Origin of the sequence: Rhodococcus sp. USK10 (genome assembly GCF_019378875.1) — a bacterium.
Lineage (GTDB): Bacteria > Actinomycetota > Actinomycetes > Mycobacteriales > Mycobacteriaceae > Rhodococcus_F > Rhodococcus_F pseudokoreensis.
In genome coordinates this window covers 1276183-1293496 of the sequence record NZ_CP076047.1, presented here as the reverse complement: position 1 = coordinate 1293496, position 17314 = coordinate 1276183, and the positions used below count along the sequence as shown (strand labels likewise).

Annotated in this window: 10 protein-coding genes and 6 pseudogenes; 1 reads left to right on the top strand and 15 read right to left on the bottom strand. The window is 65.6% G+C overall.

The genetic code is table 11. The features are described 5' to 3' along the window. Positions 1–234 precede the first annotated feature (234 nt). The 7 genes and pseudogenes from I1A62_RS06560 to I1A62_RS06530 all read right to left on the bottom strand — a co-directional run. Positions 235–561: pseudogene (locus I1A62_RS06560) on the bottom strand (transposase); the annotation flags it as partial. 622 nt (positions 562–1183) lie between these two features. Then, complete coding sequence (locus tag I1A62_RS06555; RefSeq protein WP_219454894.1) at positions 1184–3547, bottom strand: helicase-associated domain-containing protein; 2364 nt, start codon at positions 3545–3547, stop codon at positions 1184–1186. A 255-nt stretch (positions 3548–3802) separates the two neighbouring features. Next, positions 3803–4102 (bottom strand): type II toxin-antitoxin system PemK/MazF family toxin, encoded by a 300-nt coding sequence (locus I1A62_RS06550; RefSeq protein ID WP_219454892.1) that lies wholly within the window; start codon positions 4100–4102, stop codon positions 3803–3805. Further along, positions 4102–4344 carry a YlcI/YnfO family protein gene (locus I1A62_RS06545; RefSeq protein WP_219454891.1) on the bottom strand — a complete coding sequence of 81 codons (243 nt, stop codon included), beginning with the start codon at positions 4342–4344 and terminating at the stop codon, positions 4102–4104. Before I1A62_RS06545 ends, I1A62_RS06550 begins: the two co-directional genes overlap by 1 nt. Positions 4345–4538: 194 nt before the next feature. Continuing rightward, positions 4539–5438, bottom strand: a pseudogene (locus I1A62_RS06540) (IS3 family transposase); the annotation flags it as partial. Between the two features lie 111 nt (positions 5439–5549). Continuing rightward, positions 5550–7006: pseudogene (gene ltrA / locus I1A62_RS06535) on the bottom strand (group II intron reverse transcriptase/maturase). 654 nt (positions 7007–7660) lie between these two features. Beyond that, positions 7661–7975: pseudogene (locus I1A62_RS06530) on the bottom strand (transposase); the annotation flags it as partial. A 113-nt stretch (positions 7976–8088) separates the two neighbouring features. Here I1A62_RS06530 and I1A62_RS06525 point away from each other — a divergent pair. Beyond that, positions 8089–8569: pseudogene (locus I1A62_RS06525) on the top strand (IS3 family transposase); the annotation flags it as partial. A gap of 206 nt (positions 8570–8775) precedes the next feature. On the opposite strand, the pseudogene I1A62_RS06520 reads toward I1A62_RS06525, so the two are convergent. From I1A62_RS06520 to I1A62_RS06485, 8 genes and pseudogenes are all read right to left on the bottom strand, one after another. Beyond that, positions 8776–10100: pseudogene (locus I1A62_RS06520) on the bottom strand (NlpC/P60 family protein). Positions 10101–10473: 373 nt separating this feature from the next. Further along, positions 10474–11109 carry a hypothetical protein gene (locus tag I1A62_RS06515; protein ID WP_219454889.1) on the bottom strand — a complete coding sequence of 212 codons (636 nt, stop codon included), beginning with the start codon at positions 11107–11109 and terminating at the stop codon, positions 10474–10476. 57 nt (positions 11110–11166) lie between these two features. Beyond that, positions 11167–12132: an MlaD family protein gene (locus I1A62_RS06510; protein ID WP_219454887.1), complete on the bottom strand. Its 966-nt coding sequence runs from the start codon at positions 12130–12132 to the stop codon at positions 11167–11169. After that, on the bottom strand, positions 12129–13088 hold the full coding sequence (locus I1A62_RS06505; protein ID WP_257890493.1) for an MlaD family protein: 960 nt from the start codon (positions 13086–13088) through the stop codon (positions 12129–12131). Before I1A62_RS06505 ends, I1A62_RS06510 begins: the two co-directional genes overlap by 4 nt. Positions 13089–13120: 32 nt before the next feature. Beyond that, entirely contained in the window at positions 13121–14206 is a 1086-nt protein-coding gene (locus tag I1A62_RS06500) for an MlaD family protein (protein ID WP_219454871.1), read from the bottom strand. Position 14207: 1 nt separating this feature from the next. After that, the gene (locus I1A62_RS06495) at positions 14208–15122 is read right to left on the bottom strand and encodes an MlaD family protein (protein WP_257890492.1); all 915 of its coding nucleotides are present in this window, start codon (positions 15120–15122) and stop codon (positions 14208–14210) included. Positions 15123–15211: 89 nt separating this feature from the next. Then, positions 15212–16228 (bottom strand): MlaD family protein, encoded by a 1017-nt coding sequence (locus tag I1A62_RS06490; protein ID WP_219454868.1) that lies wholly within the window; start codon positions 16226–16228, stop codon positions 15212–15214. After that, a complete protein-coding gene (locus tag I1A62_RS06485; protein WP_219454866.1) occupies positions 16225–17256 on the bottom strand; it encodes an Mce family protein in 1032 nt (343 codons plus the stop codon). The genes I1A62_RS06490 and I1A62_RS06485 overlap by 4 nt, the downstream gene beginning before the upstream one ends. Between the last annotated feature and the right edge of the window lie 58 nt (positions 17257–17314).

Here is a 17314-nt window from a genome sequence, read left to right as displayed (position 1 = left end):
TTTACGGAGCGTCCACCACTGGTTCGCTCACGCTGTACCTTCTGACCTTGCTCAGCGAGCCCGCACCGTCTGGTAGTTCCAGTACGACTCACCTTCGTCGGGGCCGCTTGCCACCCTTGACCGTCGTTCCCCGGCAAGGGCTGCCCCCAGCTTCACTCAGGCCGCTGCGACGACCCGAGGGAGGCGGTCTCTCACCACCTCTCGACCAACCCAGCGCCTCGTGGCGCACGTCTCGCCCGCGAAATACTTTGCTGCCCTCCGCAGGATCTCCCGCTCGGTTTCGAGCTTCCGGATTTGGGCCTTGAGCTGCCTGTTCTCTTCCTCCAACACGGACTCGGACGATACCGCGCCCGGCGATACCGCCCGCCGCTCCGCCCCGCCGGACCGGAGCTCGGCCGTGGAGGTACCGGTGCGTTTGCGTTCGGCCCGCACCCAGTTGCGCAGGGTTTCGCGGCTGACTCCCAGGTCGTTGCCGATGCCCTCGAACGTGTGGCTTGGATCGGACAGGTACAACGCGACGGCATCGGCCTTGAACTCCGCCGAGTACGCCTTCATGACCATCAGTGACATCTCTTCCTCTGGACCTTCACGATCCAGTGTTCACGATGTCCTCACTCAGGGGGGAACGCCCCAGTCCGTAGCCCCCACCGCGGGACCGGCGTACTTGGCAACCCAGAGACAAACGCCCCTCACAATCGACAACAACGCCCTCCCTCAGGCGAACGTGTGGACTGGCGCGCGTTTATTCCGGACACCGCGATCGCTTCCACGGCCGCCACCGTCGCGGGATCGATCAACCATTTCCGCGGGCAGCACCGATGGTGCGGAGATTCGCCAGAACCACCGAATCCGCTCCGGTCCACACTTCGTACGACCACCCCCGCGAAACACATAGCCGCTCCGTCCAGGCAAACACCCGCCGTACCTCGTCGCGGCGAACGAACCCTTCCGGTTTGACGTCCACGACGGTGAACCATCAGCATGTGCGAGGAGCAGGTCCGGACATGCCTGTGCGTGCGCTGCCCATCTGAACCACACAGCCACATCGGCTGCGCCGCGATCCGGACAACGTCGACGTCGAAAATCGGCCAGCCACAGCCGATCCAACTCCAACCCGACTCTCATTGTGCTGTCCGTGGAGCTGCGTGGGGCAGCCCTGGCTTCTTCTGCGACAGGGGTCCGCTCAGCGGCCGGCCCCGGGTGGTCCGGAAATCGCGATGTGCGCCACCGGGAAATCCTCGTACCGTTCCATCGTGGCGCTCCAGGCGGTCAGCGTGTCCCCGTGCAGCCTGGCGCTGTGGACCAGGTGCGTGTACCCGTCATGGGTGAGGTGTGCGGGCCCGCCGGCCACCAGTTCCCAGATCGCCTCGGCGTCTCCGCGGCCGCGCAGAGCGGCGAAGGACGGGAACTGCCCGGCGGGTTCGGATGGTGCGGCGGCGGTGGCGGTGAGGTGGCGGGCATGCCGGTCGGGATCGGCGGCGGGGCCCCCGATGGTGTCCAGGTCGAGGTCGGGGCCGTCGACGTCGGCGGCGTCCGGGTTCGGCGGCGTCGAGATCAGCACGCTGCCGTCCACCTCGCGCACCACCGGCGCATAGCCGGCCGCCCGCAGCGCGGACAGCGTCGTGTCGGCGCCTGTGCGGGAGGCCAGCACCGTCGGGGCGAGGGTGGCCAGTCCCAGCTTGCCGAGTTTCCGGTTGCCGACCAGCTCGCGCAGCAGCGTCGGGTCCTCGGCGACGATCGCGCACCCGAGTTCGATCACCCCCAGCTGCCCGTGGGTGCGGGCCACATCACCGATCAGGTACTCCAACGCCTGCGGCAGGCCCGCCGGCGCGATCGACTCCAGCTCCCCGATCAGATCCTGGGCGCTGCTCCCCCGATCGAACGCCGCCCGGATGCTGCCGGGGGTGAACCGCCACGTCGTGGCCGCCCCGCGGGACTCCCGGTCCGCGACACCGTCCAGCAGGCGCGACAGGGCGGTCGCCGGCGGGCCGAGGACCACCGCGGTGAGATCGGCACCGATCACCGCGGACGTGTGGGCGCCGGACAACAGCTCCGCCATGACAGAGGTGAGGGTGCCGGCGGGCAGGGCGCGGCCCAGCGCGGTGGCGGCGCCCAGCGCCAGGACACCGAGCAGCTCTCCCTCGCGCACCGCCGCGGTCAGAACGTCGCCGATAATGTCGTCCCCGATCAGCGGGGCGCGCCAGCCCAGCACGGGAACCAGGTCCTTGATATCCGACACTCCCCGGCCGGGCGCCACCACCGTGGCGTACACGTCGATCAGTTCGTGACGCAGGTGCCGGTACACGGCCGTCTCGCCCAGCTCGGCGGCCGCACTCGCCTCCATCAGCACCGAACGGTCCGACTGCCACCAGGTGTCGATCAGGACGCGTCCCCGGGTCGCGGCGTCGGCGGCTCGCCAGCCGGGTGCTGCGGGACCGGGGATCATGCCGGGCGAGGGTGGCGGCGGCGGCCGTTTACGTCCCCGGCTCTTCGCCGGCGGCGGTGGTGGTGCCGGGGCGAGCACCCCGGTCGCCTGGGCCAGCTCCACGGCGAGCCGCACCTCGTCGACCTCGGCGTCCCAGTTCTTCGCGACGGTGCGCAGCGTCCGCAGTCCCACCGCTCCGGACTTGATGAGTGGAATCGGGTCGGTCGTCGCGGTATCCACCAGCGCGGTGACCCGCTCGATCATCCGCAGCGCACGCGCGGCGGCCTCGGCGTCCACGTGCTCGGCCGGCACCGGATGATCCGCGAGCAGCGGCGGTTCCGGATGGAACGGCAGCCGCCACTCCTTCGCGCGCAGCGCCAGCGACACCTCCAACGGCAGGTAGGCGGCGCCGTCGTAGCTCGGCCACAGCACCCCGCGCGCGACCGCCCAGTCCCCGGGTTGGTCTCGCGCGCCCGCTCGGTGCGACCCGAGGTACGGCGGGAAGTATTCGATCGCGGCATCCTGCTCGGCGCAGGCGAGGAGCAGCTCCCGCTCCCGCGGCGGCGCCCCGTCGACGAGGGTGCGCACCGCAGCAGGGTCACGGAAGAAGGTGGCGAGGCGATCGACCAGCACCGTCTTGGCCCCGTCCCCGCGCAGCTGCAGTGCCGCGGCCACTCCGCGCAGCGCCGCAAGGGTGGTCTCCTCGAGCAGCACCCGCACCGGCGGGCCCAGACCGACCCCCACCGGCGGGAACTGGGCGGGTGTGCTGATTTCGCCGTCGGCGGTGACCAGTGTCAGGGCGCGCTCGTGCAGGTCGTCGAGGAATGCCTGGACCGTGTCCGGGTCGCGGCCCAGCCACGTCGACGCCCCGGCCGCCGTGACCGGCAGCCCCAGCTGCTCGACCAGGGTGAGGGCGCCGAGCACCTCGGTGTGCGGCCGCGGCAGGCGGGTGTAGGCGAGCACGATCGACTCCTGGCTGCCCAGGCGGACGGCCAGCTCCGTCAGGTCCGCGGGCCACGGCACCGACAACGCCCCCGGCCGCCGGCGCAAGAGGGCGGCCAGCCGCTCCTCGTCGAGTGACCTCACATGGGTGAGCAACGCGTCGACGTCATGAACCGGCACCGGCCCGACACTAGCGGGTGCCCCATCCCGTCGGGGGCGGCGGGATCATCGACGGCAGAAGGCTGCGGTCGAGCCCCTTGGAACCGGATCTTGATACGGGGACATGTTGGCAGGTATCCGACGGGTGAATCGACCTCCCGATCACCTCGACCACCCGTTGCGAACAGCGCGCACTGTTCACCCCTGAGTCACCACCACACCTCCTGGCGGTGACACCGAACCTGCCTGTACGCCCGCTGTCCCACCAGGGGCCATTCATTCCAGGTCGAACGCGGCCCGGATCGCTGTGGTCAGGGCCGCCTCCTGCGACGGGAAGAAGAACCCGAGACCGCGCCCCAACGCCGACACCGGAATCGTGACGATGTTGTCGCAACTGACCACCGAGTCCTTCTCCAACCCGTTGGCCGGCCCCACCGGCACCTCGGTGGACAGTCCCCGCACGGTGCCGGTGATCGGCGCCACCGTCACCCGGCTCAGGTGCGGGCGCACCAACTCCCGGGTCAACACCAGCACCGGCCGCGTCTTGTCCAGCTTCGCGGCGTGAATCGGCCGCATCAGTCGAGATCGCTGAACAGACCCGCGGCATGCCGGGCGAGGTCATCGAGCCCGTCCGGGTCGTCCTCGCCGCGCGCCCGGGACAGAATCTCGGCATCCCGGGCGGCGACCTGTCGACGCCGCTCCCGCTCGAGCGCCCGCAACACCAAGGCGGCCCGGCTGGGGGCCCGATGGTCGCGCACCTCACCGTCGACGAAGGCCACAATCTCATCCGGCAACCGCACCGCAATCTGTGTACTCATACCCAAATGCTACCACCGTGGTACCGAATTGGTAGCATGGCTGATCGCGCACGGAATGTCGGATCACCGGATCACCGGACCGGCGCATGTGGCCCGCCCGCCTTCTCGAGAGTGCGCCCCACCGGGCAGACGGCATCGTCAACTTGGCTGGGCCCAGGGCTGGGGCGTTCCCCCCGAGATGTGGACACCAATTCCTATGCGGCGGTGGCCAGCATAGCCGATCGCCGTTCGAACTCGACCGGGCAGATCTGGCCCAGGCTCGAATGCCTCCTTCTGGTGTTGTATCGCGTGATCCAACGGAAGACCGCAGCGCGTGCCTCACCCACACCGTTCCAGCGCTTCCGGCCCTGCAGCGTCTCCCGTTTCAGCGTCGCGTTCAGCGACTCGGCAGCCGCGTTATCCGCCGACGTCCCGACCGCGCCCCGCGATGTCGTCACCCCCAACTCACGACACAGGTCGGCGAACTCGGCCGACGCATACTGAGCCCCGTTGTCGGAGTGGAAAAGTGCCCCATCGAGCCCTGCGGCGCCGCGACAGGCCGCCGCCGCCCGCAACGCATCGGTGACCAACTCGGTACGCATGTGATCGGCGATCGACCACCCCGCCAACCGGCGCGAGCCCAGGTCCAGCACCGTCGCCAGATACAGAAATTCACCGTCACCCACCGGGAGGTAGGTGATATCGCCGACGTACTTGGTGTTCGGGGCACTCGCGGTGAAATCCCGCCGGATCAGGTCCGGCACCGGGGCCGCATCCGGGGCGGGGATAGTGGTGCGCACGGTCTTGCGCAGATGCACCCCGACGATCCCGTGCTCACGCATCACCCGCTCGACCCGCTTGTGATTGACCTCGATCCCGGCCTCGCGCAGTTCAGCGGTCACCCGCGGTGCCCCGTAGGTGCCGTCGGAATCGGCATGGATGGCGCGGATCCGCGCCGCCAGCTCCTCGTCCGCGCGGGCGCGGGCGGCCCGGGCCGGCGCGGAGGCCCGCCACCGGTAGAAACCCGAGCGGGAGACCTCGAGGATCTGGCACAGCCACTTCACCGGAACGGTGTCGCAGTGGTCGTCAACGAACTGAAAGCGGCTCACCAGTTCGTGAAAGTCGGCCCGGGGCGCGGTGGCCGCCTCGCGGCGACTCCGTCTCCCGGACCGCTTCCCGAACCCGGCGTGCACCTTTCAATGCACCGGGCTCTCCACAAGACCCGTTCAGGCCGCGGTGTGTTCCTCGTTGGTGTCCGGCCAGGGTGAGGGGATGACCGTACCGCGGTAGCGGTAGCGGGTCGTGCCGATCTTCTCGAGATCGATCAGCTCCCGATGCTCACTGGCGGGCCACCATCCGCCGCCGCAATAGCGGCGGCGGAGCGTCTTCCAGGTCGACCGGGGTGCTTTCGCCGTAGCCATCGCCACACCGTCTGCCACACATAGTGACTGAGATAGGAAAAGACCGCGGAGGACACCCCCGCCCGGAAGTAGCCGCACCATCCCCGCAGCGACGGATTCACCCGACGCAGCAGATCATCGAGCGGCTGATTGGTTACGACCTGTCGGCACAGCATCTTCACCTTCCGTTTGACGGCCAGCACTGCCTTCTTCGACGGATAGTTGTAGATGAAGTGCTGGCTGGTTCCGCGTTTGCGGTGCCGCTGGATGCGCCACCCGAGGAAGTCCAGCCCCTCGTCGATGTGGGTGATCAGGGTCTTGTCCGGTGACAGACGCAACCCGATCGTCGCCAGCACGGCGGCGACCTCCTCCCGGAGGGCCTCGGCGTCGGCCCTGGTGCCCTTGACCATCAGGCACCAGTCGTCCGCGTACCGGACAAGCCGAAAGTTCGGCAGGCCGCGACGACGCCGTTTGGCCCGCTCCAAGTTACTGGTGCGCCATCCGCCGGGAGCCTGGGCGATGTACTCGTCCAGCACCGACAGTGCCACGTTCGCCAGCAACGGCGAGAGGACTCCACCCTGCGGGGTTCCGGCGGCGGTGTCCTCCAACAGGCGATCCTCGGTGAGGATGCCCGCCTTGAGGAATGCCTTCACCAGGGCCAGGACACGGTTGTCCCCGATTCGACGACGCACCCGCCCCAGCAGGGCGGTGTGGTCGATCTCATCGAAACAGGCCTTGATGTCACCCTCGACGATCCAGTCATAGCATCGTGGTCTCGTCGTAAAATGGCGCACCTCGGCCACCGCATCGTGTGCCCGGCGCTTCGGGCGGAAACCGTAGGAACACGGCAGGAAATCCGCCTCGAAGATCGGCTCCAACACCAGCTTCAGCGATGCCTGGACCACCCTGTCCGCCACGCTCGGAATACCCAGTCGGCGACGCTTATGCGTCCCCGGCTTCGGAATCATCCGCTCGCGGACCGGCAGCGGGCGGAAGCTGCGGTTCTTGATGCTGCACCGCAACTCGTCGAGGAAATCCTCGACCCCGTCGACCGCCTCGATGGATCGGGCGGTACGCCCGTCCACCCCGGCGGTTCCGGCACCCTTGTTCCCGCTCACCCGATCCCACGCCACCAACAAGAACGCGGGATCGGACACGAGGTTGAACAGATCGTCGAACCTGCGATGAGGATCATCGCGAGCCCAACGGTGCAGCTTCGTCTGGATCTTCAGTACCCGTCGCTCCGCCTGATACAGGGCGTGCTCGAGTTCGTCGGTGTTCACCGGCGACCTTCCCTCCTGACCTTCCAGTCCTTCCACTGCATGTCTTGCTGGCCCCCTTCGCCCTGCGATCGCCTCTCGCGACCTCCACAGACGGGTCGTCACTCCCGCGACTACTACGGGGCCTCCGCCCCACCTCGCAGTGCTCGGCCGGACACGAACCTTCCACCCACGCCCGGCTGGCTACCGGGTGAGATGGCCGCACACACAAGGCGGTTCCCACGTTCACCAGGTGATCGATCGGTCAGGGAGGCACCCAGCTGTACTCCGGCAGCATCGCCGCGCCTACGCCGCAGACATTCGGCGCGGCCTCCTCACCGCTCGAGACACACAGATTCGGAGTCGAAACCCGGGCCGAACAGCCCCCAGGTTCCGTGCGCTGCATACCGGCCCGATATCCACCAGGTTTGAGCCGGCTTCGCGTTTACGGAGCGTCCACCACTGGTTCGCTCACGCTGTACCTTCTGACCTTGCTCAGCGAGCCCGCACCGTCTGGTAGTTCCAGTACGACTCACCTTCGTCGGGGCCGCTTGCCACCCTTGACCGTCGTTCCCCGGCAAGGGCTGCCCCCAGCTTCACTCAGGCCGCTGCGACGACCCGAGGGAGGCGGTCTCTCACCACCTCTCGACCAACCCAGCGCCTCGTGGCGCACGTCTCGCCCGCGAAATACTTTGCTGCCCTCCGCAGGATCTCCCGCTCGGTTTCGAGCTTCCGGATTTGGGCCTTGAGCTGCCTGTTCTCTTCCTCCAACACGGACTCGGACGATACCCCGCCCGCCGATGCCGGCCTCCGGGGCCGGTCCGCTGCGGACGAACTTCCGGTGCGTTTGCGCTCGGCCCGCACCCAGTTGCGTAGGGTCTCACGGCTGACGCCCAGGTCGTTGCCGATGCCCTCGAACGTGTGGCTCGGATCGGACAGGTACAACGCGACTGCATCGGCCTTGAACTCCGCCGAGTACGCCTTCATCGCCATCTGTGACATCACTTCCTCTGGGTCCTCACGACCCAGTGTTCAGGATGTCCACACTCGAGGGGGAAGCCCCCGCACCTCACCCAACCGCGCCATGCCGTCCTCGGCGAACCGCATACCTCCCGGTGGGTGACGGTGAATTTCTGTATCTGGCGACGGTGATGGACCTGGGCTCGCGCCGGTTGGCGGGGTGGTCGATCGCCGATCACATGCGTACCGAGTTGGTCACCGATGCGTTGCGGGCGGCGGCGGCCTGTCGCGGCGCCGCAGGGCTCGATGGGGCACTTTTCCACTCCGACAACGGAGCTCAGTATGCGTCGGCCGAGTTCGCCGACCTCTGTCGCGAGTTGGGGGTGACGACCTCGCGGGGCGCGGTCGGAACGTCGGCGGACAACGCGGCTGCCGAGTCGCTGAATGCGACGCTGAAGCGGGAGACGCTGCAGGGCCGGAAGCGTTGGAACGGTGCGGGTGAGGCACGCGCCGCAGTCTTCCGGGTGGATCACGCGCTACAACACCAGAAGGAGGCATTCGAGCCTGGGCCAGATCTGCCCGGTCGAGTTCGAACGGCGATCGGCTACGCTGGCCACCGCCGCATAAGAATAGGTGTCCACATCTCGGGGGGAACGCCCGAGCCCTACCGGTTGAACACGGCCCCCTGCGGGGCAGCTGTCTCCTACCTGCCTGGTCATCCACGGGTGTGAAGACCGGGCCGCGACCGGTCAGGGCTTTCCGTCCCGACGATGCCCCGCCGGTAACGGTGAGGCAGAGGGCATGGTGCGGGTGCGATGCGCGGGCTCCAGCGATCAGAGGATGCGGCGAACTCGCATGTCGGGAAACACATCACCGATACGGACGACGTCGCCAGTGGTAGGAGCGTGAATCATCTGTCCATTGCCGATGTAGATCGCGACATGCCCGGGGCCGCTGGACTGCCAGTTTCCAAAGAGAAGGTCGCCGGGCTGGGCCTGCTCGATGGGGATCTCTGTGCCGATATTCCATTGCATCTCCGAGGTCCGCGGCAGCTTCACCCCGGTGGCGGCGTATACCGCGAATGACGTAAGCCCGGAGCAGTCGAATCCGCCGCCCGATGGGCCGTCAATGTTTCCTCCACCCCATATGTAGGGCAGGCCCAGGTACCGCAGGGCACTTTTGACGATCTCGCCTCCCCCGGCTCCGCCGGGAAGGGTGAGCAGCGGGTTGAGGATTTTCGCGAAGTAGTTCTCGGTGGATCGGATCTTGGCTACGTACGGTTGGGTTTGGTTCTCGTAGTCGGGAAGACCCGAGGGCATCCCGTGGGATGCGAGAACTGCGCCAGCGCCGGCGTTGTAGCCGGCGATCGTCAGGTCCAATGTGTCGCCTTCCACCACACCCGCCCGTTTCCATGTTTCGACCTGCGCCCGAATGTCGCACAACAAGTGTCCAGAGGCCATGACCGAATCGGCGATCCCGTTGATGTCGACGTTGCCATCACCGTCAGCATCTTTGCCGTACTTCGCCCACGTGCCGGGCATGAACTGGCCCGGGCCCCGTGCACCTGACGGCGACACCGGAGAGGCCGGACCGTAACGGAAGCCATTCTCCGCTGAATACAGGGCGGCGAGAACGGGCGCTTGCACCCCTTCACAGATTTCGCCGGCCTTCTTCAGCCACGGCACGAACACGGCGATTGCACCTACCGACGTCAATGACGCGGTCGGCAGAGCTGCGGGAAAGGCGCGAGTACCACACCGCCGTCGCCGACGGTCGCACCCGTGACGGCAGCGTCGCTGTAATTCCCCGATTCACCGGGCTGCGGTGTCCAGGGTGCCGGCGGTGGAGCAGCCGGTACCGGCGGGGAAATCTGGCTGACGGCCGGATCGGGTGCGGCAACCGGCAGATAGGGCTCCAAGTTTTGCGCCGCGGCCTGGGTGGCCTGGTCTACCGCCGCCTGAGCTGGGTCTTGTAACGGGTCGGGTAACTGACCAATAACGTCCTCGACCTGCTGGTCCACCACCGGCGCTGCATTTTGTGCCGCCTCGACCGCGGCCACCGCTTGATCCTGAACCTCAGCGGGTGCGTTTGCACCCTGGAAGAGGGTGCCTACAGCAGTAGCAGTGGCGATGATAATTGCCGAGGGGTCAACGGACATGGGGTACTCCTGAGTGCCCGCCGGTACCTAGAGCGGACACGCGGCGGGAGGCGCGCCTGCAGAATTAGGAAAAGTTGTGTGGTAGCACGTTTCGAGTCGATGAGCTCGGACGTTTGCGGTCCCGCGTGCACTGGCGACTTGATTCAAAGAGGCCTGTGGGCAGCGTCGAATGCGGCTGCGGTGGGGATTTCATCGGTCAGAGCGATCGATCGATTTTCGCGGCCGCGGCGGACCATAGCCGATCTGCGCTCACGACGGCTGTGGCCCTTGTTGCCTCGCAGAAGCGTTTGCGTCATCCTCCGTGTCGGGGTGCTGAGAACATCGTCAGCGAGTAGGCGAATTTTCGTCCTCGACGGCTCACTTCGAGAAACTCCTATTTGGGCGCGGGTGTGGGTGCGGGTGCGCCCTTGTCTCCCAACGTGGCTCCTACACCGCTGATCTCGGTGATCTTCCAGTCGTTGCGGCTGTCCATACTCAGCTGGTAGGTGGCGGTGGACTGGATCCCGTCCGGCGCCTGTGCGTTGGTGGTTCTCACACTGACGAAGCAGTCCACCGAGTAGGTGCCGTCGCCCGTGGCCTCTGCTTTCGCGGTGATCGGTTGGGCCGTCGACGCCCACTGGAGCGGAACGATGATCTGTTCCATCGAGGTCGCTGCCTGGCCGAGTCGGGCGGACAGCTCCGGGGTCGTACCCGCGGTTAGCCGGCCTTTCCATGTTTCGAGGTCACGAAAGTCCATTTGGGCGGCACCGGTGGCGTAGTCGAGGGCGACCTGCTCCGCGTGCTGCCGTGCAGCGTTGTCTGCGCGCACTGCATGGAGCTCAGTTGTTGTGTCGTACAGTTGCCATGAGCCGATTCCCGCCGCCGTGAGCACTGCGGCTCCGGCGATTGCGGCGATCGCCTTCTTTCGCTCGATACGGAGGGTGATGCCCTTCTCCGGGGACTTCTCCACATCACCATTCGTGTGATCCGCCGGGTTCGGGTTGTGCTCGATGAGGGCTGTCTTTTGCATGTCGATCTCGTTCCTGAGTTTGTCGCTCTGTGTTTCGTCAAATTCGGTCTGTTGCTGTCATCGGCCTCCCGGGTTTTGTATATGGACGGTCACCGCGTCTCCAGACGCCGTCGCGGTCAGGGCGTTGTTGAGGAGCCCGCTGATGTCCATCGTGCGAAGGCTCTGAGCCCCCGCCGAAACGCCTGGCAGGAGATCTACGCCGATGGTGTGGAGATCGCCGGCAGTCGCGTCGAGGAACTGCTGGAGATCAGCGATGAAGGGGCTGGCTCCGTTGGTGATTCCGGAGAGTAGTGGTCCGCGCTCGACAACGAAATGGACGCCGTCGGTGAGGACGTTCTCGAACCCGGCACCGAACTCGGCGGCGTAGGGTGTGGCCCCGCGCAGCCCCTCAGGGATGGCGGCGCTGTCGAGCAGCAGCGGTTGCAGGGTACGGAGCAACGTGGTGAAGCTGTCTGAATTCCTGCTTATCTCGGACGCCATCAGTTCTCCGGCCCGGGAGAGGTTGCTGTATACCCGCGGGTCGTCGGGCAATGCGATGTCGAACGTGCGGAAGATCTCCTGCACTTTGTCCGGTTCCACCTGCGTCAGCAGGTTGGTGAGGCGTTCGGACAGTTCTTCGAAGGTCGTAGGAATTTCGACCTGAGACACCGGAACGAGGGCCGCGTCGTCGAGGTAGGGCCCGGACGCCGAGTCGGGCCGAATCGACAGATATGGTTCGCCGAGCGCTGACAAGTTGTCCACCCGGAATGTGCTGTCTGCCGGTATCGCAACACCCTCGTCGTACTTCCACGCCACGTCGATCTGTTCGGCCGACGCGGTGATTGCGGTGATCTCGCCGACTGCGATACCGCGCAGGAGAACCCGAGATCCGACGACGAGCCCATTGGTGTCGGGAATCTCGATTCGTGCTGTCTTGACCTTCTCCAGAATCCCGGTTCGGAGTCCGGAGTTGATCATGTAGACGAACGAGAGCACTGCGATCACGGTCATCCCGATGATCGACAGACTGGTGCGCCGACTCATTTCACAGCTCCCAACATGCGCAGAATGTTTTCGGCGTCCGCGACCATCTGGTCCCCTTGCGGTGTGTTCACGGAGACGATGTCGACCGAAGGATTCTTTGCGAACGGGATCAGGGTCGTCCGAAGGAAGTTGGACACGTCCACGGTTGCGGACGAGTACCCGACGATGGAGTCGCCTGTGTCGGCCAGTGATTCGAGCATCGGAACCATCCACAGACCACCTTCGTAGACGCTACCGATCGACGGGAGGATCTGTCCGATGTGCGCCACGATGTTGGTGGCCACCCGCCGCCAGTAGTGCACCGACGAAGAGTCGAACAACGTCGAGAGTTCGGTTCCGTTGTCCCCGAGCGCAACGGCGGTGGAATCCATCTCCGAGAGCATGCGATCGACATTGCCGGTGCGATCGCCGAGGTCATGAAGATCGACCGAGACGATGGAGGAGAGTTTCTGGATTTCCGGAACCGACGGCATCACCGTGTTCACCCGTGCCATCACGTCCTCGATCCGCCGGATGCTCCCGCCGTTGATGAAAGTGGCGAGTACCGCCATCGTGTCCTCGAGTTGCGGCGGTGAGGTGGTCCGGCTCGCCGGAACGGTCGCCCCTTCGGCGAGATACTCCCCACCGGGAGCGTCGGGATCTCGAACAAGGGCAACGTAGGTATCGCCGAGGAGCGTGTTCTGCCGAACGATCGCGCGGATGCCGGCGGGGACGCGCGTGTCGTCGCGGATACCGGTATGCACGACGACGCTGCGGTCGGTGATCTGCACGTCGTGGACTTCGCCGACCCGGACACCGTCCATGATGACGTCGGCGCCGTTGGGGAGATTCATGACACTGGCGAACTCAATCGACAGCTCGTAGTCGGCACCGACACCGCCGCGCACCGACGGCAGGTCTTCCGGCCTGAGTGAGCAGGCGGAGGCCACGAGGATCAGCGCCAACGCCACCAGCATTCGGACTCGCCGACCCGATACAACCGAAGTCTTCACTGTGCCGCCCCGTTCACGAGCGTGTAGTCCATCCACGCGGTCGCCGAGACGTGTGCGCCGGTATCCGTGCGCTGGCAACTGCCCGGCTGCAATCGGTCGAGCACCGCGCACAAGTCGTCGTTGACCGCGACAGTGGGAGGGGTGTACTGGATGTGGGGGTCGCTGGCACTCGTTGCCTGCTGCCTGACGAGTCCTTCCAGGGAGGGAAGGGTGCCGAGCAGGCTGTTGATATCGCCTGTTCTGCCTGCCGTCATCGCGATCGCATCGGTGACTTGTCCGTGCACGAACGGCCAGATGTCGTTGCCGTAGTTGGTTTGGATGTCCTCGAGCGTCCGTACCAGCCAGGCGATGCCCTGACAGACGTCGACGACTCCGGGCCACAATTCGATCCCGGCTTCGGTGACGGCGGGCAGATGCTGCACCAGGCTCGTGATCGCCGCCCAGTCGGCAAGGGCCCTCTCGCTCAGGGGCGCCATGTTCACGATCGAGGAGCCGATGTCGGCAACGAACTTGTCGGGGTCATTCATCGCCTCGGCGGCGTGTTCCATCATGGTCCGCGCGCTCTCGCCCTGACCGCGCAGTGACTCGTCGAGCCCTGCCACCGCCATCGCGATGGTTTGCTGTTTGTCTTCCGGGGCCAGTGCCTTGATGAAGTCGGCTGCCGAGGAGACCACCTCGGAGATACTTTTCGGGGTGTGACTGTTCTCCAGGGCTATACAGGTCCCTGGTTCGAGGGTCGGACCGGTCGCATAGTTGCCGACGAGTTCGAGGCTGCGGTCGGCGAGGATCGACTTCGATCGCGTCACCGCCTGGACGTCGGCGGGAAGGTCACGGTCGCTGTTTGCGGTGAAGGTCACCTCGACGTGACTGCCCTTCTGCACTATCGATTCGACACGTCCCACCTCGAACCCCATTTGAGTCACCGGATTTCCCGCGTAGAGGCCGACTGCGTCGGGCATCTCGGCGCAGTACGAGCGAGTGGAGTCGGTGGCGACTGTCCGCGCGACCGCGATGCCGGCTGCGCCCAGCGCGAGGGCAACGGTGAGGGTGGCGGCAGTGGTTGCCAGCTTCTTCTTGTTCATCTCAGCACTGCCGTCCCGGTACCGGTATGCAGATGTCAGATGCCATGAGGGTTCCTCCGCTGATCGTGGCGAGGCCTTCGGGTGTCAGCCATTTCGCAAGTTGGTCCCGCGCTGCGACGAGGGCGTCCATCGCGGGCCCCATGGAGGTGTTGAACTCCTCGATCAGGCTCCGCACCTGCGTGATGGCTGCCGCGACTTCCTCTTTGTGGTCGAGGTAGTAGCGCTCGACCGAGGACATACTCATGAGAACGTCGCCGAGCAGGAGGTATGACTCGTTAAAGCCCGCATGAGTCGTGCTGTAGGTCGAGAACACCATGTCCATCTCACGAATAAGGTTGAAAACGAGTTCGCGGTTGACGTTGAAAGAGGTTAGGTACTCGTTCGCCAACCCCGTGATGGTCGTGACCTGCGCGCGCTGCCGGTCCATCACCCGAGCGATTGCGGTCATTCCCGAGATCATCGACTCCACCGAGCCCGGGTTGGACGTCAGCGCGTCGGCCACCTGCGCGAGGTTGGCATCGACGGGTTCGCCCTCGACCTGATCGGTCACGTTCGGGGCAGCTTGCAGGACATCGCCGATGGAGTACGGGACCGTCACTTGCGCCGTGGGAATCGGCTGCTCCCCGAGCGGTGACTCTCCGAGCGGGACAAGGGTGATCGCGTAGCCGCCGACGGGTGTCAGCATCCGCACTTGAACATGTGAATCGGTGCCGACGAACAAGTCGTCCTCGACTTCCATGCTGACGCGGACCGTCTCTTGGTCGAGGGCGACGTCCGTCACCTTGCCAACGGAGATTCCGGCGACGCGCACATCCTGTCCCACCGCAATGGCGGAGACGTCGGTGGTTTCGAAGGTCACAGACTTTCGCCCGGGTGGGCTCACGTACAGCACGGTGGTCGCGACGAGCGCCAACACCGCCAACGCCGCCACGCCGACGCCGAGCCGGATGTCGTTGTCGAACCACGACAGAACCCTCCGGGCGCTCCGGCGCGGTCTTCTGGTGGTTATGGCGCGCTGCATACGACGACCTCGCTTCCACTGAGGAGGACCTGGACATCGGTCGGCAATGTAGCGACGCCGTGGCTGCATCCTGGTCCACCTGGATCGGCACCCACACTGGTGGGAATTTGGAGTCCTGCGATGGAGGCTGGCAGCAGACTCAGGGCTCGGGCCGTCTCCTCGGCGGAGGAGAATGCGGAGGCGACGATGGCTTCGATGTCCGTACCGGGCCGCAGACCAATCATGTCGAACAACCGCTTGATCGGTCTCAGGAACTCGGGACCGTAGGCCGCAGTCTTCGGGAACTCGTCAAGGACCGTCATCGCACTGGCGATCGGCACGCTCAACGAGCGCAGGAATTCCACCACTTCGTCGGATCGGCCACCCATGCTGTCGGAGATGCGTGCCAGGTTGGCCGTCAGCGTCGAGATCACCTGTTCCCGATCGGCCGCGAGATCGGCGAGCTTTTGAGCGTCATCGAGCATCGGTTTCAATCCGCCTCCATCGCCTTGCAGCACGGTGATCGCGTTCTCGGTGAAGCGGTTGATGTCATCGGTACTCATCGTGGCCAGCACCGGTTGCAGGCCGTTGAAGAGTTCGGTGATGTCGAAGGACGGGCGTGTCCTGTCGATGGGCAACTGATCGATCTCGTGACCTGATCCGTCTCCGAAATCGGCGTCGATATAGCGCACGCCGGTCAGGTTCTGATACTTGACGGCCAGGGTGGTGTTGCCGGTGAGTCGGTAGGGCTGCTCCATGCTGAAGCGCACCTCGGCGACGGTGCTACCGCCACGCCGATGCAACTCGATGGATTCGACCTTGCCGATTCGCACTCCCCTGGTTCGGATATCACCGTTGGAACCGAGGCCGGATACATCGGAGAACTCGGCGGAATAGCTGTGTGTTTCGCCGGCAACCGGGCTCTTCATGGCCGAGATCACCAGCGTGAACAGCAGAACTGAAATAGCAGCTGCGACTGCGAGTTTGACGATGGTAGCTATGTAGTCGGCGCGCGTGTTCATCGCTCTCCCCGGTCCTGGGCGGGCGCCGACACGGCGCCGAGTCCGAGCGGCGCCGCGAGAGCCGGGAACCCGTCGAGAACAAGGCGGAGTTGGAGCCGCTGCCCGTCGGGAGTGTCGACAAAGGCCGAGTCGAGCCGGCGGATGATCTCGCTGGTGGCCTCTGGACTCATACCGCTGTTGAGCAGGTGGGGAATGACACCGGTCGCCTCGACGACGATCTGCGTCAACGGGGTCAGTTCGGTTCCGTGTGACGCGAGCAGGGCTCCCGCCTGCCCGAACAACTTGTTTCCTGCGATGCTCAGGGCCGCATTCGTCTCGTCCATGAACGTGTCGTCGACTCCGACGGAGCCGTCGGGGCGGCGATTGTAGGCACTGTTGTAGATCGACATCAACCCTTCGATCGCTTGATCGCTGAAACCCGGCATGGTGTCGAGGATTTCGTTGAAATTCTCGATGAGGTTGCTCGGTAGTGCCTGCTGGGTGGCGGCGACGCGGTCGGCCACCAGCACCCCCGTCTCGATCCATGGGGTCAGCCCGTCGAGATAGTGCACGGACTTGTCGAGAGAGGAGATCATCTGGTCGGTCAGCGTCCCGTCGATCGTCAGCGAGCCCCGTTCGATCATCGTCGACATCGTGAAGTCGCCTCGCGGCGTGCGTTGGAGCTCCATACCGGACTCGAGCTCCGCGCCGCCTGGCTGAGCAATGAGGTTGACCGCAGAGGTACCGAAGTAGTTTTCCGGACGGAAGTCGAGCTCGAAAGTGTCGGTCAATCCGGATACCTGGTCCTCGGACAGTGCGAGTTGCATGTGCACTGCTCCTGATCGCGTTCGCTCGAGTGCTGTGACCTCGCCGATGCTCTGCCCACGCAAGACGACTTTGGTGCCCTCTGCTACTCCCGGCCCGACCTGCGGAACCTCGATGTCGACCGCGATCCCATCGGGAGCGGTCAGACGCGGGTACAGCGATACCGTGGCGACGGCTGCCACTGTCATGGCGGTGACCACGGCGATGCCGGTCGTTGCCAGCATGCGGGACTGTGTGGTTGCGGATCCCCGTAGGAAGTCCTGATTTCTTGATTTTGTCATG

Coding starts and splice junctions, on each gene's coding strand:
- I1A62_RS06550 (WP_219454892.1), bottom strand. CDS start 4,102: ATGCGGCCGATTCACGCCGCGAAGCTGGACAAGACGCGGCCGGTGCTG.
- I1A62_RS06545 (WP_219454891.1), bottom strand. CDS start 4,344: ATGAGTACACAGATTGCGGTGCGGTTGCCGGATGAGATTGTGGCCTTC.
- I1A62_RS06515 (WP_219454889.1), bottom strand. CDS start 11,109: ATGCAAAAGACAGCCCTCATCGAGCACAACCCGAACCCGGCGGATCAC.
- I1A62_RS06510 (WP_219454887.1), bottom strand. CDS start 12,132: ATGAGTCGGCGCACCAGTCTGTCGATCATCGGGATGACCGTGATCGCA.
- I1A62_RS06505 (WP_257890493.1), bottom strand. CDS start 13,088: ATGCTGGTGGCGTTGGCGCTGATCCTCGTGGCCTCCGCCTGCTCACTC.
- I1A62_RS06500 (WP_219454871.1), bottom strand. CDS start 14,206: ATGAACAAGAAGAAGCTGGCAACCACTGCCGCCACCCTCACCGTTGCC.
- I1A62_RS06490 (WP_219454868.1), bottom strand. CDS start 16,228: ATGAACACGCGCGCCGACTACATAGCTACCATCGTCAAACTCGCAGTC.
- I1A62_RS06485 (WP_219454866.1), bottom strand. CDS start 17,256: ATGCTGGCAACGACCGGCATCGCCGTGGTCACCGCCATGACAGTGGCA.